The sequence below is a fragment of the Arcanobacterium hippocoleae genome, from assembly GCF_040360365.1.
In the GTDB taxonomy this organism is placed as follows: Bacteria; Actinomycetota; Actinomycetes; order Actinomycetales; family Actinomycetaceae; genus Arcanobacterium_A; species Arcanobacterium_A hippocoleae_A.
Map to the genome: position 1 here is coordinate 727,380 of NZ_CP136412.1, position 15,129 is coordinate 742,508.

Below are 15,129 nucleotides of genomic sequence, written 5' to 3' on the forward strand. Positions count from 1 at the left end.
GAAACTTGTTATCCCGCAGCGTTCAACCGCTTTGTAAGCTCTTTAATTATCGGCACATCAGCCGGCGCCCACTTCACCGAGAACAGCTCATCAGCTGCAAGCCAGCGGATTTCTTGGTGTTCAGTTAGCTGCGGCTCGGATCCGATAATCTCACAAAAATACGCATCTAAGGTAACCACACCAAAGTCGTATTCATACACCGAACGCGCAATGAAGTCTCCTACTAGTGCTTCGGTAAGCAGTTCTTCGCGTAATTCACGGGCAAGCGCCTGCGGGCCGCTCTCCCCGCTTCAATTTTTCCGCCCGGAAACTCCCAAAAACCTGCAAGATTTCGCCCTGCTCCGCGCTGCGCTGCAAGCACTTTCCCCGCACGCAAAAACACGGCACCTGTTACATGGATTTGTTTCTTCAATTTTGCAGCGCCTTCCATTATTCCATTACTTGTTTCCAATTCGTCACTTCTCCGTCGCTATTCTGCTTCACAAATCGTAAATTTAAAGTTTTCAGCACTCATCACTAGATACCGCTTCCGCAGCATCATCAGAACAGATATCTAGATACACACCTGAACTAGAAAAATAAATCACGCCAAAACTAAAACTGCAGCGAATAAAGCAGGAACAATCTATCCCAACCAGCATAAAACAAACTAATTTAGTGTTACCACAAGTGCGCAACCATCTACACGCTAATAAAAAATGATTAACCAGCATTCTTAATATTAGATTTCAGCACTTCCGTATCAATTCCCTTTCTGCCGATTCGGAAAAACAAGCGCGCTTATTGCGTCGATTGATAGCAGGATCTCTGGGGGGCTTACGTAAGTGATGACAAAATCTCTGCGGCTTACGTAAGTGATGACAAAATGCGCGTGAGCTTACGTAACTAGCGGCAAGATTTATCCAAGTTTCCGTAACTGATGGCAAAGTGCTTGCAATCTCACGTAAGTGGTGGCGAAATCGGCAGTTTTGATTAACGACGGGAGAACCGTCGTTACTTTAAGCCTGTGACCTGTGATAACGCAAATGCTTCCGACGGCAATAATCGCAGCCCAAGTTCTTGCCGCCACTTACGTGAAAATTTGTACTTCCCGCCGCCAGTTACGTAAAGTTTTCTTCTTGTTGCCGTCAGTTACGTAACGCAAACGAGTTCCCTCCGCCAGTTAAGTCATAAAATATGTCTTTACCGCCAGACGGATTCAAACGACGGAAACATTTGCCGGCTCACGCCAAAATATTAGCTGCCGAGACATGCCAAAACTATCAAAATCACCAAATCACCAAATCACCAAATCATTCCCCAGATAAAGCATCGCCGCAGATATCTAAAGCTAGGCGCTGGTGTGAAACAAAATGCAGCCGTTCCCCAGTGTACGGATCTGCAAATTCCAACTCACGTGCAAGTAATTGCAGCGGAAATGCCCGCGCAGCTTCTTCTGCTTTCGTCATCCAGCGCGGGTAGAGCGGATCACCAAAAATCGGCGCACCAAAATGCAGCATTGTCACCCGCAACTGATGTAAATAACCAGAATGCGGGCGCAGTTCATAAATCCCCCAACGTGCAGGCAAATTTTGAAAATCGCGGTGCCCTGAAAGCGATCTCTCGACGGCAGAAAATTTATTATCGCCTATTTCGCGCACTAGTTTCACCTCAGTACGCGAATTCCATACCTTTCCGCCGCCAGCCAAAAACTCTTGCCCGTTTTGCGATTCAGGAGCAAACACTGAAACCCAAATCTGCCCGTGCGGACGAAAAAGCGGCAGATTAACTTCATGCGCACCGCCGTCGGCAAATTCATCAAGAATCGGTGCGGCTGCATAATACGTTTTTCGAATCTCGCGGCGCTGAAAAATGCTTTGATACTTTGCACGATATTCTGGAGCTTTCGTAAGCAGCACTAACCCGGCCGTTTCTAAATCTAAACGATGCGCAGCCGCAAGTAAATCATTTTGAAATTGCCGACGGGCAGCCACCGTCACAGTATTCGCCACATGCGAACCGCGCGGAATAGTCGCCATCCCATGCGGTTTTTCTACCACAAGATAGCGCTGAGTCTGCTCCACTACAGTAAGTTCAATCGGCTCGGCAGGTTCATCCAGCACTGGCCGAAACACCCAAACCCGTTTCCCCGCACGGTAAGGATCGGCTGCGCTTAAACGCACATTACCGTCGGCAAAATAATCACCGCGGTCAAAAGCTGCGAGCGCTTCCCCGCCCCAACCGGCTTCCGCCCATTCGCCAAGAGTTTTAAAAGATACTGGAGTGCCGTCGGCAGAAAATTCTGGTAATTTGATTTCCGAAGCGTTAATCCTGCCGCGCAAAGGCGGAGCAATATTTGCCCGCTTTGCCGCTCGCCGCTCACTACGTTTCCGACGCATTAGCTCCTCCTTTTCAGCTTTCAGCTCTTTTACCCGCACTTAATTCCAGGGCACTGCACTTTATCTGATTTCACTTTCGCATCCTGCCGAGTGCAAACACCGCCAAGTATAAACACCGCCGATTACGAATACATAAACACCGCCGATTACGAATACATAAACACCGCCAATCACAAACTTATAAACGCTGCCCGCGATTCAGAAATCCAGAATATGCTCTAAAAAAGATAAAACAGCACACAGCATATTTCACAAAATACCTATTACTGTTACAGCCGCGAAACCGATATGAAACTAACGCGGCAGCAGCTGGTGCAAATTCCGCGTATCACCAGCAATAACCGGAAATAACCAGCACACTCAGGTTCCTGCTTTTCTTAAATCACACCATCTTTTCTTAAATCACACCATCTTTTCTTAAATCACACCATAAGTACCTAAAACACACTCAAAAACTCGAAAATTTACATACTTCGATAACTGAAGTCAATAAATCGCCGGTAAAAACACGAATTAAAAATAAAATAAAAAATGAAAATCGTAAGTACCGCCTTGCTTATATCCTTCTTATACCGCTTAACCAGTTCACAAATAGCGTGAGATTAAACAGCTTTCCGTCTCCGGTTAAGCAAAAAGTCCTAATAAGTGCAAGAATGGAACCGAACAGTTACGTTGTTTAATACGTTCAAATCAAACTTCGGAAAGCGAACAGCGCGGTTCAAGCGCCTAAATACCAAAGGTCGCAGCACCTGAGATAAAAAGCCGAGAACCTTTCACCGCCGCAGCATCCGCACAGATTTGCAATAAAACACCTTTGGAAGGATTTTTCGTGACCAAGAGCGTTTATCTAACTGCCACTGAAGGCAACGCCGGCACTCGTCAAGTTTTCCTCGAAGCCGTGGAAAAGCTCCGCCAACTTTACCCAAACTTCGCAATTTTCCGCCCATTCACCAACGGCAGAATCGAAGATGACCACACATTCAGGAGCTTCTCACCGCCGCCGGCCGTGAAGATGATCTTGCACAGGCTTGGGGCACGAATCGTGAGGCGCTCGTATTCAACGAAGAAGATGCAATGAACCAACTGGTGAAGCGGTTCACCGATTATGCACAGCCTTTTGATGCTGTGCTAATTGTCGGTGTTTGCGACGGAGATACAATTTACCCCGGTTTACTTGCCCGTATCGGCCGCGCGGCTGCACACCTTGGCACTACTGTAATGCCGATTATCTCCGGAGCACTCCGCTCTTCACACCAGATTTCTCATATCGCTCACCTTAGCTCAAAAGAAATTTCTGAGTCGCACGCCCCAATTTCTGCATTAATCGTTACCGAAGCAGGTGAAGAATATACATCGCAAGATGCAGCAGAACTGGAATACCCAGCAATCGTAAAGTCTGCCGGGCAGCCGATATCGCTTACCGATACCGACACAGAAATTCTTCATCAGGCAATGGAGCAAGAATCCGCAGTAGTCACTCCGCTCAGCTTTACTGCTTCGCTAATTGCACAAGCGCGTGCCGACCGAAAGCGAATCGTGCTCCCAGAATCTACCGATGACCGGATCTTAAAAGCAGCTGACGAACTAATTTCCCGCGAAGTTGCAGATATTATTCTGCTCGGAGATGCCGAAACAGTGAATAATCGTGCCGGTGAACTGGGTCTTGATCTTTCTGCAGCACGTGTAATCAGCCCGCAAGATCCGCAGCTGCTCGAGAAGTACGCTGCAGAATTTGCGCGTCTGCGGGAGAAGAAAGGTGTAACCCTCGAACAAGCTCGGGAAAAGGTGCAAGATCTTTCTTACTTCGGCACAATGATGGTTCATATGGGAGATGCCGACGGCATGGTCTCCGGTGCAATTCATACCACTGCACATACAATCGTGCCTTCTTTCCAAATTATCAAGACAAAGCCAGGTGCAGATCTTGTTTCTTCCTGTTTCTTAATGCTGATGGAAGACCGCGTTTACGTCTATGGAGATTGCGCAGTAACACCAAATCCTGACCCAACCCAGCTTGCTTCAATCGCACTTTCTTCTGCAGAAACAGCAAAACAGTTCGGTGTTGATCCGCGTGTCGCAATGCTTTCCTACTCCACCGGCACATCCGGGAAAGGACCGGATGTCGATGCTGTAGTAGAAGCAACAGCAATTGCAAAGGAACGTAATCCGCAGCTTTTGCTTGAAGGCCCAATCCAATACGACGCTGCCGTCGATGCCGATGTAGCAAAGACCAAGCTTCCGGATTCCCCGGTTGCCGGACGCGCCACCGTGTTCATCTTCCCAAATCTTTCGGCTGGAAACATCGGATACAAAGCAGTACAGCGTTCTGCCGGCGCCGTCGCTGTCGGACCAGTGCTGCAAGGTTTAAACAAACCCGTAAACGATCTTTCCCGCGGCGCACTCGTGGAAGACATTGTAAATACGGTAGCGATTACCGCAATTCAGGCACAGAAATAACGTTTAAACGTATCACGCATATCAGCCAGCATAGTGAGATAGTATGACACGGATTTCGCAGGCCGAGCTTGTTTCCGGGGAATCTCAAAAGCTGCGTGTCCGCTGAACACTTTCGATTCATACATCAAATTCATCATAATAGGAGAAATATTCATGACCGTTCTCGTGATTAATTCCGGGTCTTCCTCGATTAAATACCAGCTCATTGACCCAGCTAGCGGCGAAGCAATAGCTTCCGGGCTGGTTGAACGCATCGGTGAAGAAATCGGCCGCTACGAGCACAAGTACGATGGCAAAACTACCGACATTGAAGAACCAATTGCAGATCATGGCGCAGGTTTGCGCAAAGTGCTCGAAATTTTCGACTCTGCCGGACCAAACTTGCAGGAAGCGAATATTAAAGCCGTCGGGCACCGCATTGTGCAAGGCGGAAAATACTTCGACCGGGCAGCTATTATCACCGACGAAGTACAAGCGCGCATTGAGCAGCTTTGTCCGCTCGCTCCACTACATAATCCGGCACATTTGAAAGGAATTGAAGTCGCCCGCAAACTGCTCGACGTACCGCATGTTGCCGTATTTGACACTGCTTTCTTCCAGCATCTGCCAGCAGAATCTGCCACCTACGCGCTCGACCGTGAAGTGGCGGAAAAATATGAAATCCGCCGTTATGGCGCACACGGCACCTCACACAAATTTATCTCGGAAAAAGTTTCGGAGCTGCTCGGGCGCGATGATTTGCGGCAGATTGTGCTTCATCTTGGCAATGGCGCATCGGTTTCTGCTGTAAAGAACGGGCAGGCATTCGATACTTCAATGGGATTAACCCCGCTCGAAGGTCTTGTGATGGGAACCCGCACCGGAGATATCGACCCTGCCGTCGTCTTCCATTTGCAGCGCGTGGCAGGAATGAGTGTAGACGAAGTAGATACTTTATTTAATAAGAAGTCTGGATTGAAGGGGCTGACGGGCGATAACGATATGCGTCAGGTGCGCATGCGTGCTGAAGCCGGTGAAACAAATGCGATTGAAGCACTCGAAGTTTACACTCACCGCATTTTGCGTTACATCGGTGCTTATACTGCGGAAATGGGCGGGCTTGACGTAATTACCTTTACTGCCGGTGTTGGCGAGAATGACGCGCATCTGCGTGCAGATGTTTGCGCTCGTCTTGCCCCATTCGGGGTAAAGATTGATACTGCGCTGAATGAAACACGTTCGAAAGAACCGCGCACAATTTCCACTGCAGACTCTGCAGTGCAGGTAATGGTGATTCCAACTAATGAAGAGCTTTCTATTGCACGCCAGGCAATGGAACTGATTTAAGCACACTGTTTCGCTGTACGATATCTGAAATATTTTTGGGGTTTTGACGGTACATCAGTTTACCGCCAAAACCCCAAATATTTTGTGTTAAAAAGTGCTCCGTATTTTTGTTTGTCTGTAACGGGTCTGACGGAGACGGCGTGCGGGGTATGCAGTGCGTGCGGTGAGTGTGCGGTCGGTGCATACAGCGCGTACGGGTAGTTGTGCGGTGCCTGTCGTTTTTATGAAGAATATTTTTAGGGCGCTGTATAGTCTTGTTCTGGTTCGATTCCAGTTTGTGTTCAGTTTCTGCTTGGGTTTAATTGGTTATGTTTATCCGGATTGTGCTGGGGTGCGCGTGTTTGTCGGTTCGCTAAGCCGACGGATACGATCCCGCAGCTCGAAAATGCGGAAAGCCCTTTTCAGTTGGGTCCGGTTTAGCTGGTTCCAAGCAGTGTTTTGCACAGCGGTCAAGCTTGATTTATGTAAAACACCGCTTTCCGCCCAAACAAACACAGATTGCATTCCACTAGCACGAATAAAAACATGAAGTCTCTGTTAAATGCGGGATGTATTTCTAAACCCGGACGTATTTCTAAACCCGGATGTATTTCGCAGCAAATATTAGTAGAGTTAATGGGAATCACTTTTATTTTTATCCGCTCTTTTACCCGCTCTTTTTATCTACTCTCCGAAAGGAATACCCATGGCAGTTGAATTGATTGAAAATGCAAGCCCGGAATTGGAAAACGCATTCGCAAAATTAATTCCGCAGCTTTCAAAATCATCTGCACCAATGAATATTGAGCAGCTTGAAACGTTCCTTGCACAAGATAACATCTACTTACTCGGCTACTTTTCCGAAAATACTGGCGATTCTAACGACGGCACTCACGATAAAACGCGCAAACTCCTTGGAATGCTCACGCTCGTCACATTCGAAATTCCAACCGGCTGGCGTGCTTGGATTGAAGATGTAGTCGTAGACGAAGCTGCCCGCGGGCAAGGCGCCGGGCAGAAACTGGTGGAAGCAGCCGTCGATTTAGCAAATAAGATTGGCGCGAAATCGATTGATCTCACTTCACGCCCGTCACGTGAAGCAGCAAACCGGCTTTATCAGCGCTGCGGATTCGCAATGCGCGAGACGAATATTTATCGTTTCCAAGGTTGAGAAATAAAAGCGCCGCCAAGCACAGCACCAAATATCACACCCAGCATATCCGCGATAAAAGCAAGGAAACACTTGCGAATTTTCGGGCCCCTTGACCCGTCATTCCCAATACAAGGCAGATATCCTAGAAAGGAAGATAACCTTTATAGGAGAGATTCGAAGAATGGCTGAGATTAAATACAAGGATATGCTCCCAGTAGGGCCAGACAAGACCGAATACCGCCTGCTGAGCAAAGAAGGCGTGAGCGTAGTTGCAGGTCCGAATGGGATGAAGTTTCTGCAGGTTGCAGAGAGTGCGCTTGAGCTGCTTTCTGAAACTGCATTTCACGATATCAACCACTACTTGCGTACTGCACATTTGCAGCAGCTTGTGAAAATCACTGAAGACCCTGAAGCTTCCCCGAATGATCGTTTTGTGGCAAAGACGCTGCTGCGGAACGCCAATATTGCTGCCGACGGTGTCCTGCCGATGTGCCAAGATACAGGTACGGCGATTATTAAGGGTGAGCGCGGGCAGCATGTGCTGACTCCCGGAGTTGACGAAAAGGCACTTTCGCAAGGTGTACAAAATACTTACGAGAAATACAATCTGCGTTATTCACAGAATGCCCCGCTCTCAATGTACGAGGAGAAGAATACTGGAACAAATCTTCCGGCACAGATTGAGATTTATGCCGATACGCATCCAGGGCACGAACTTGAATATCACTTTCTGTTCATGTCTAAAGGCGGCGGTTCAGCAAATAAGTCTTACCTTTACCAGGAGACAAAGGCAATTTTGAACCCAGATTCGATGATGCCGTTCCTCGAAGGAAAGATTCGCTCGCTCGGCACTGCAGCCTGCCCGCCATATCATTTAGCGATTGTAATCGGCGGTACTTCTGCCGAGTTCGCTTTGAAAACGGCAAAGTATGCTTCAGCGAAGTATCTCGACGAGCTGCCCACCCACGGCGGTGAAGAGGGGTACGGGTTCCGAGATATCGAGATGGAAGCGCAGGTTTTGGAACTGACTCGGCAGATTGGAATCGGAGCACAATTTGGCGGAAAATATTTCTGCCATGATGTGCGGGTAGTCCGTTTGCCGCGTCACGGTGCTTCTCTGCCGGTAGCAATCGCTGTTTCATGCTCGGCAGACCGCCAGGCGAAAGGCAAGATTACTCCAGAGGGAATCTTTATTGAACAGCTCGAATTTAATCCAGGGCAGTTCTTGCCGGCAACCACTGATGCCGAAATCGGGCACCAGGAGGGCGACGAAGTAATTAAGATTGACCTGAATCGTCCGATGGATGAGGTGCGTGCGGAACTTTCGAAATATCCAATCAAAACCCGTCTTTCGCTCACCGGCACGATTATTGTGGCACGCGATATTGCACATGCAAAGATTCGCGAGCGCATTGACAATGGTGAAGATATGCCGCAGTACATGAAAGATCATCCGGTTTATTATGCCGGCCCGGCAAAGACTCCGGAAGGCAAACCGTCGGGTTCGTTCGGTCCGACTACTGCCGGCCGGATGGATCCGTATGTCGGCCCATTCCAGGCCCGCGGCGGATCAATGGTAATGCTGGCGAAAGGAAACCGTTCACAGCAAGTAACAGATGCCTGCAAGCAGTATGGCGGATTCTATCTTGGATCAATCGGCGGTCCGGCTGCGCAGCTTGCAGAAGACTGTATTAAACATGTTGAACTGCTTGAATACCCAGAGCTTGGAATGGAAGCTGTATGGAAAATTGAAGTTGAAGATTTCCCAGCTTTCATTGTGGTAGATGATAAGGGCAATGATTTTTTCGCTGGTTCGCAGGAAGTTTCAGTAACTATCGGCAGGCGTCCGGGGATTTAATTGTTAAGTACGATTCGTTTTATTTATCTGATTTGCGCGGTATGTTCGTTCTGCAGCGGCGCATCAGAGCTTAACGGTAAGTACTAAATCTGTAAAAGCGGTTTTTGTGAATCCGAGATTTTCAGGGTTTACAGAAGCCGCTTTTTGTTTTGTTTTTCAAAATATGGTTGTTGGTTGTTTCTTTTATATTTTGCAGGAGTAACTTATATTCGGCAGAGGGTACAGCTGAACTTTTTGCCGAAAAATTTCCAGCCAGCTTTAACTAACGGTCCATTCTTCAAGCGCACTATTGGAAAAATTTCAATAAGTATCTTTGCCGAAAAGCACGGAAATTTTCGGGATAAGCACCCTTATACTAATAACAGCAGATTTTTAGTTTAATTTTGGTTTTCATTACATAAAATTTAGAAATGAGGCATTATGTGGAGTGCGCATCCTGTAGTTGGTTTTGATACCGAAACCACTGGTATTGATTCATGTACCGACCGATTGGTTACAGCATCGGTAATCGTAGTAGATAACGACGGCACTCACAAACACTATTGGCTTGCCGATCCCGGAGTTGAAATTCCTGATCGGGCAGCAGCGGTACATGGTATTTCGACGGAAAAAGCACGCGCTGAGGGCCGTCCGATTATCGAAGTGCTGACAGAAGTTTCCGCGCTGCTGTTTGAACATTTAGCAGCAAAACATCCGATTGTGGCTTTTAATTCCGGATACGATATCACTTTGCTCGAAAATGAGCTTGCCCGGCATGGGCTGCCAACGCTTGAAGAGCAGCTCGGGCAAGAAATTGCACCGATTCTTGACCCGTTCTTGCTTGATAAATACGTCGATAAGTGGCGGAAAGGAAAACGCAAGCTGGAAAATGTCGCAATGCACTATGGTGTCTGGGCAGATGACGCTTTCCATAATGCTGAAGCCGATGTGCTTGCCACACTGCGGGTGCTCGCCGCAATTGCAGAAAAGTTTGCCGGAAATACTGAGGGAAAAGATATTACCCAGATGAGTTTAACTGAGCTAATGCGGGTGCAGCGCGAAGTGCACAATGAATCTGAGGAATATTTCCGCAATCTTGCAATCAGAAACGGACGAAACCCCTCGCCTGTCACCGGCTGGCCTGTGGCACGCGAAATTCAGTAATTTTCGAAAAGCAGCACCGCGGCATTATTCTGCGCATGTAATATTTCCGCACATCCGGGACTTAATTGCCGTATTTTCCGGCAAATACTGAAAAATAGGCAGAAATGTGAAAGCTGTAACTCTGAATTTTTCCTGCCGGTTAGCCCAAACAGGAAATTTTCCGCAAGAATTAAACCATGCTTGATTTACAAACTACTCTTTATGAACAAATGCATGCTGGCAAGCATAAAGCTGATGAACTGAAAACTCCGTTTAAGTTTCTGATTGCCACAATGCTTGCCGGTTTATATATCGGTATCGCCGACGTATATATGATGACGGCAGCCGGCCCGTTCTTTGTATCCGACGCGCCCGCTACAATGCTTGTTGCCGGTCTCGTTTTTGGAATCGGTTTAGTTCTTGTCGTATTTGCCGGCGCAAATCTTCTCACCTCCGCGATGATGGCTCTGCCGCATGCAGCTGCCGGAAAAATGATTTCATGGCAGCGCGCTGCTCTTGCTTTGCTGCTAATTTTCCTTGGGAATCTAATCGGTTCAGTTGTTTTCGCTTACCTGATGGCACATAGCGGAGTATTTGACGACGGCACTGCAGCACGTGAAATGCTTAATTATCTTGTTCATTCTAAGACCGCCAAACCAACCCTTGCCCTCTTTATCCGCGGTATTTTCTGTAATGTCCTGGTTTGCGGCGGTATCTGGATGGCAGCGCGCACAAAGAACGACTGCGCAAAAATTCTGATTCTGCTGCTTTCAATTGCAACTTTTATCACGGCAGGATTTGAGCATGTGGTAGCAAATATGACCACGATTTCCCTCGGGATGTTCGTCGGCAGCCCTGATGCTGCACTTGGCGGTTTTGCCTGGAACTTGCTCTGGGTAGGTCTTGGAAATCTTGTCGGCGGGATGCTCATCGTCGGCGGTTCTTACTATGTGTATGCCGGCCCGGCAAAGGCACCGGATGCAGGAATGAGCGATACGCACTAACAAAATCCAATTTGTAAAAATTTCACGAATATCAACTCATATCAAGCGGGAAATATTTCCCTGAACAGAGCCGTGCTCAGCTGTATTAGGGAAATAAGTGGGTATTGTGCTCGTAAAATAGTTCAGATTTCGATAATTTTATGAGTGCATTTCAGTTTGCGTTTGGGAATAAATCGTATCAGGTGTGCGGCTTTTGAGGTTCAAAAGCCGCACATTTGGAAATCCCGTGTGCTGAAGTATGCGCAGCGCACGTATCATATTGCAGGTATGGATTTATGGATTGCAATCATTCGAGATTATAGCGTTCCTTGCGGCCGGTTTGACTCCGCTTTGGATAGCGAGCCGGTAAATTATAGAAACAAACTGAAATCCAATATCTGTAAAGCAGAAAATAGGGAGTGCTCATCGGAATTTTCCTACAAGCACTCCCGATTAATTTAACGGGACTAATCGCAGCCAATATAGAAGCGTCACTCATCTGCCAGAAGCAAAACCCTATCCGCTCTGCCGCATCTAAATATTTCGAATAGTTTGTTCAAATTCTGCTAAAGCAGCATAAGAAGTTTGCGTGCCGAAACGTGTAACGGAATCAGCAGCATATGCATTTGCCATTCGCAATGACTTCTCGATATCCTGTGTCTTCACCAAATAGCGGCTAAAGCATCCAATGAAAGCATCTCCCGCTCCCGTAGAATCATATGCTTGTACATCTTCGGCAGGTACTAGCAGCTCCCGTTCACGGCTCATCCAGAGCACACCTCTTGAACCCAATGTGACAATTACATTCTTCATCCCTGCTTCCAGCAGTGCCGAAGCAGCATTTCGAATATCGTCAATGGAATCCACCGGCATACCTGTGAGAAGTGAAAGTTCACTCTCATTTGGCACGAAAAATTCACATCCGCGAACCTCATTGAGCATCAAATCGGGTTGTGCTGGAGCCGGATTAAGCAATACTGGAATATTATGCGCATTACCGAAACGAATCGCTGCATAAACTGTTTCCAGCGGAATCTCCAACTGGAGCACAATCAACTTACACTTAGCGATGTCAGCGGCAGCAGCATCAATATCTTCCGGAACCAGCTGCGCATTGGCACCTTTCACAATAATAATTGAGTTGCGGGAATCTGGATCAACGAAAATTGGAGCCACACCTGATGTTGCTTCAGTGGGAAGCACATACCGCGTATCAATCCCGTTTTCAGCAAAATTACGAATAGTGTTCTGTGCAAATATGTCATTTCCCACACGAGTCAGCATCAGAACTTCCGATCCAAGCCGTGCTGCTGCCACAGCCTGATTCGCCCCTTTACCGCCGCATCCCATTTTGAAATCTGGAGCTTCAATCGTTTCACCTTCTTTTGGCATCCGATTAATATAGGAGATCAGATCAACCATATTTGAACCAATTACTGCAATATCCACAATTATTTCTCCTTGATTCCAGTAGTCACACTAAATCTACGCATCTCACCAGCAGCCAGCTCAATCAGCGTACCTGCAGCTTTCGCAGCTAAGAATCCTTCAGGACGCGAAGTCCCCGGCAAAACGAATGCCGCAACTTGCTGGTCCTCATTAAAAAGAATCCATCTTGTAGCTACTGGAAAATCAGCTGTTGCAAACTGCGTAATAAATACGGTTCCGTCTGGAGCTGCTAACTCAAATTCTACATTCTCACCATAAGCCGGCAAATCATCAGCAAAATAAACTATTTCCGGATCAAACTCTTTCGCGCTTTGCAAAGAATCTGCAGCAATTTCGCCTGAAAGAATCTGTTTGTTAATTTGCGTCCAGCGTTCAGTTGGCACTACATGCGCTGGAATAGAACGACGCAATTCAAATGCTCCATCCGGAAGGTTCTGTTTCATCTGCCCATTCTCTACAAAGGCATAATTCATATGGCACATATATTGCAATGGCATTGACGCGGATGCTGAAAGATTCTCAACTGCTAAATCAATATCAAATAGTGTTGAATTCGCAGTTAATTTCACCGACGGCTGTGCACGATAATGGTTTCCGAAACCTCGTACATACTCATATGAACTAACCGCTTTTACAGATTTATTATCCGAATCTATCTCAATCCACGCCGAATCCATTACAGCCGTCGGAAATTCTCCGTGCAAGGGGTGCGTGTCTTCCGGAGATGGACAGCCCGCAGCTAACAACCCTGAATGGAAAGCAAAGCAACCGTAAACATCCGAAATTTCGGTGGCCGGCTGCGGCTGGCGAAACATATTTTTCATCCGCAAAGAATGGCCGTCGAAATTGGCATCCCAAATAATTTGTCCGAAAAACGGCAGCACTTCCACAAAACCACGCGAATTTTTAATACTCAGACTTTCAATACCTTTCGGATATTTCTTCGCAATAACCTCAAAATCACCGGTCTTCATCACCAATTTCGGGAACTGCGTAAAAGTTCACGATAAAGATTTATCCTAAGCATTCTAGATACCTGCTTTCAAAGAGTTTTTCTCACCAGAAAAGAATCGCCGCGCAAAATAAACCAGAACTGCCGCAAAGCAGAAAAGCGAAACAATGAATGCAGTTTGCATTGAACCAGACGCATCCGAAACAAGACCTTGAATTACTGGAATCACTGCACCGCCTACAATCGACATCACAATTACCGCACCGCCAGTTTCAGTATGCCGTTTATCTTCAATTGAATCTAACGTGCGCGCATAAATCGTCGCCCAGCACGGCCCGAAAAGTCCCGAGGTAAGAACTGCGGCATAAACGGCAGTCATGTTCGGCACAATGATTACGTAAATCAGTGCAAGCACACCGAATACGGAATATCCAATTAGAACTAGATCTTCATTGAATTTCGCTATCAAAATATTTGCCAGCATTTTGCCAATAAAGAATGCTGCGAACGCCCAAATCATATAATTTGCTGCTGAACGTTCATTGAGTGAATCGTCCAGATTAAGAGCAAGTCTGATTGTGAAAGACCAAACCGCTGTTTGCATTCCGACGTATAGAAATTGGGTTAAAATCCCTTCGCAAAATTTCATATTGTGTGCCAAGTAGCTTAATGTTTCACCAATTTCAGCTTTCAGTTCTTGTGCCTGTTTCATTGGCTTACAATGCGGGAACTGCGTGATTGCAACCAATATTAACAATATTGCAAGCACGATGATAATGAATCGGTATGGTCCGAGCGTACGCTGAAGCATTTCATTTGCGAACTCTGTTTTCTCAATTCCGTTCAGGTTTTCCAACTGTTTATCTAAAGTATCTCCGTCGGTGAAAATTAAATACTTGCCAAGCAACGTTCCAAAAATTGAACCAAGCGGATAGAAAGTTTGTGAAATATTAAGCCGAAGTGTTGCTAATTTACGCGGACCAATCATCGCAGAGTAAGTATTACAAGATGTTTCCAGGAAAGAAAGACCGGTCGCAATAGCGAATAGCGCTGCTAAAAATACGGTGTATGTTGCCACATGCGAAGCAGGGAAGAATAATGTACAGCCGAGAATATAGAAGCTCAAGCCAATAAGAATTACACTTTTATAACTCCACTTCCGAATCAAACGTGAAGCTGGGATGGCAAGCAAAAAGTATCCGCCATAGAAAGCTGACTGCACGAATGCGGAAGCGAAATCAGATAGTTCGAAGATTGATTTGAACTGTGTAATCAAAATATCGTTCAAACTTGCTGCCGCTCCCCACATCGGGAAACAAATCGAAAGCAATATGTATTGAATAATCGGGGTGCGATCCAGATACCCATCTTCTAACTGCCGGCTTGAATTCTTAATGCATCCGAAAGTTTTACGATTCATGCCAGCATCGCCGCGCATCTTTTGAACACCCTTGTTCATCTTTTGCAGCATT

At 46.8% G+C, this 15,129-nt stretch carries 14 protein-coding genes; 7 read left to right on the forward strand and 7 right to left on the reverse strand.

All coding sequences use genetic code 11. The annotated features are described in order from the left end of the window. Positions 1-8: 8 nt before the first annotated feature. From RQN30_RS12535 to RQN30_RS03850, 4 genes are all read right to left on the reverse strand, one after another. The gene (locus RQN30_RS12535) at positions 9-242 is read right to left on the reverse strand and encodes an NUDIX hydrolase (protein WP_491608716.1); all 234 of its coding nucleotides are present in this window, start codon (positions 240-242) and stop codon (positions 9-11) included. Continuing rightward, entirely contained in the window at positions 224-430 is a 207-nt protein-coding gene (locus tag RQN30_RS12540) for a hypothetical protein (RefSeq protein ID WP_491608700.1), read from the reverse strand. The genes RQN30_RS12535 and RQN30_RS12540 overlap by 19 nt, the downstream gene beginning before the upstream one ends. Before the next feature lie 468 nt (positions 431-898). Continuing rightward, positions 899-1,069: a hypothetical protein gene (locus RQN30_RS03845; protein WP_353061324.1), complete on the reverse strand. Its 171-nt coding sequence runs from the start codon at positions 1,067-1,069 to the stop codon at positions 899-901. Positions 1,070-1,292: 223 nt separating this feature from the next. Next, entirely contained in the window at positions 1,293-2,378 is a 1,086-nt protein-coding gene (locus RQN30_RS03850; RefSeq protein WP_353061325.1) for a pseudouridine synthase, read from the reverse strand. A gap of 829 nt (positions 2,379-3,207) precedes the next feature. Here RQN30_RS03850 and RQN30_RS03855 point away from each other — a divergent pair. The 7 genes from RQN30_RS03855 (at position 3,208) to RQN30_RS03885 (ending at position 11,277) form a co-directional block, all read left to right on the forward strand. Next, complete coding sequence (locus tag RQN30_RS03855; RefSeq protein WP_353061326.1) at positions 3,208-3,456, forward strand: hypothetical protein; 249 nt, start codon at positions 3,208-3,210, stop codon at positions 3,454-3,456. Continuing rightward, the gene (pta, locus tag RQN30_RS03860; protein WP_353061327.1) at positions 3,453-4,835 is read left to right on the forward strand and encodes a phosphate acetyltransferase; all 1,383 of its coding nucleotides are present in this window, start codon (positions 3,453-3,455) and stop codon (positions 4,833-4,835) included. The genes RQN30_RS03855 and pta overlap by 4 nt, the downstream gene beginning before the upstream one ends. A gap of 153 nt (positions 4,836-4,988) precedes the next feature. After that, positions 4,989-6,161 carry an acetate/propionate family kinase gene (locus tag RQN30_RS03865; protein ID WP_353061328.1) on the forward strand — a complete coding sequence of 391 codons (1,173 nt, stop codon included), beginning with the start codon at positions 4,989-4,991 and terminating at the stop codon, positions 6,159-6,161. Positions 6,162-6,846: 685 nt separating this feature from the next. Continuing rightward, positions 6,847-7,311, forward strand: coding sequence for a GNAT family N-acetyltransferase (locus tag RQN30_RS03870; RefSeq protein WP_353061329.1), 465 nt, complete (start codon positions 6,847-6,849; stop codon positions 7,309-7,311). A 163-nt stretch (positions 7,312-7,474) separates the two neighbouring features. Beyond that, complete coding sequence (locus RQN30_RS03875; RefSeq protein ID WP_353061331.1) at positions 7,475-9,151, forward strand: fumarate hydratase; 1,677 nt, start codon at positions 7,475-7,477, stop codon at positions 9,149-9,151. A gap of 420 nt (positions 9,152-9,571) precedes the next feature. Next, positions 9,572-10,294, forward strand: a complete 723-nt coding sequence (locus RQN30_RS03880) for an exonuclease domain-containing protein (RefSeq protein WP_353061332.1) — start codon at positions 9,572-9,574, stop codon at positions 10,292-10,294. A 176-nt stretch (positions 10,295-10,470) separates the two neighbouring features. Continuing rightward, positions 10,471-11,277, forward strand: coding sequence for a formate/nitrite transporter family protein (locus RQN30_RS03885; protein ID WP_353061333.1), 807 nt, complete (start codon positions 10,471-10,473; stop codon positions 11,275-11,277). Between the two features lie 513 nt (positions 11,278-11,790). Here RQN30_RS03885 and rbsK read toward each other — a convergent pair. The 3 genes from rbsK to fucP are packed head-to-tail and all read right to left on the reverse strand — an operon-like array spanning position 11,791 to position 15,128. After that, positions 11,791-12,705: a ribokinase gene (gene rbsK, locus RQN30_RS03890; protein WP_353061334.1), complete on the reverse strand. Its 915-nt coding sequence runs from the start codon at positions 12,703-12,705 to the stop codon at positions 11,791-11,793. 2 nt (positions 12,706-12,707) lie between these two features. Further along, positions 12,708-13,679 (reverse strand): aldose 1-epimerase family protein, encoded by a 972-nt coding sequence (locus tag RQN30_RS03895; RefSeq protein WP_353061758.1) that lies wholly within the window; start codon positions 13,677-13,679, stop codon positions 12,708-12,710. Between the two features lie 54 nt (positions 13,680-13,733). After that, positions 13,734-15,128, reverse strand: coding sequence for an L-fucose:H+ symporter permease (gene fucP / locus RQN30_RS03900; RefSeq protein WP_353061335.1), 1,395 nt, complete (start codon positions 15,126-15,128; stop codon positions 13,734-13,736). Between the last annotated feature and the right edge of the window lies 1 nt (position 15,129).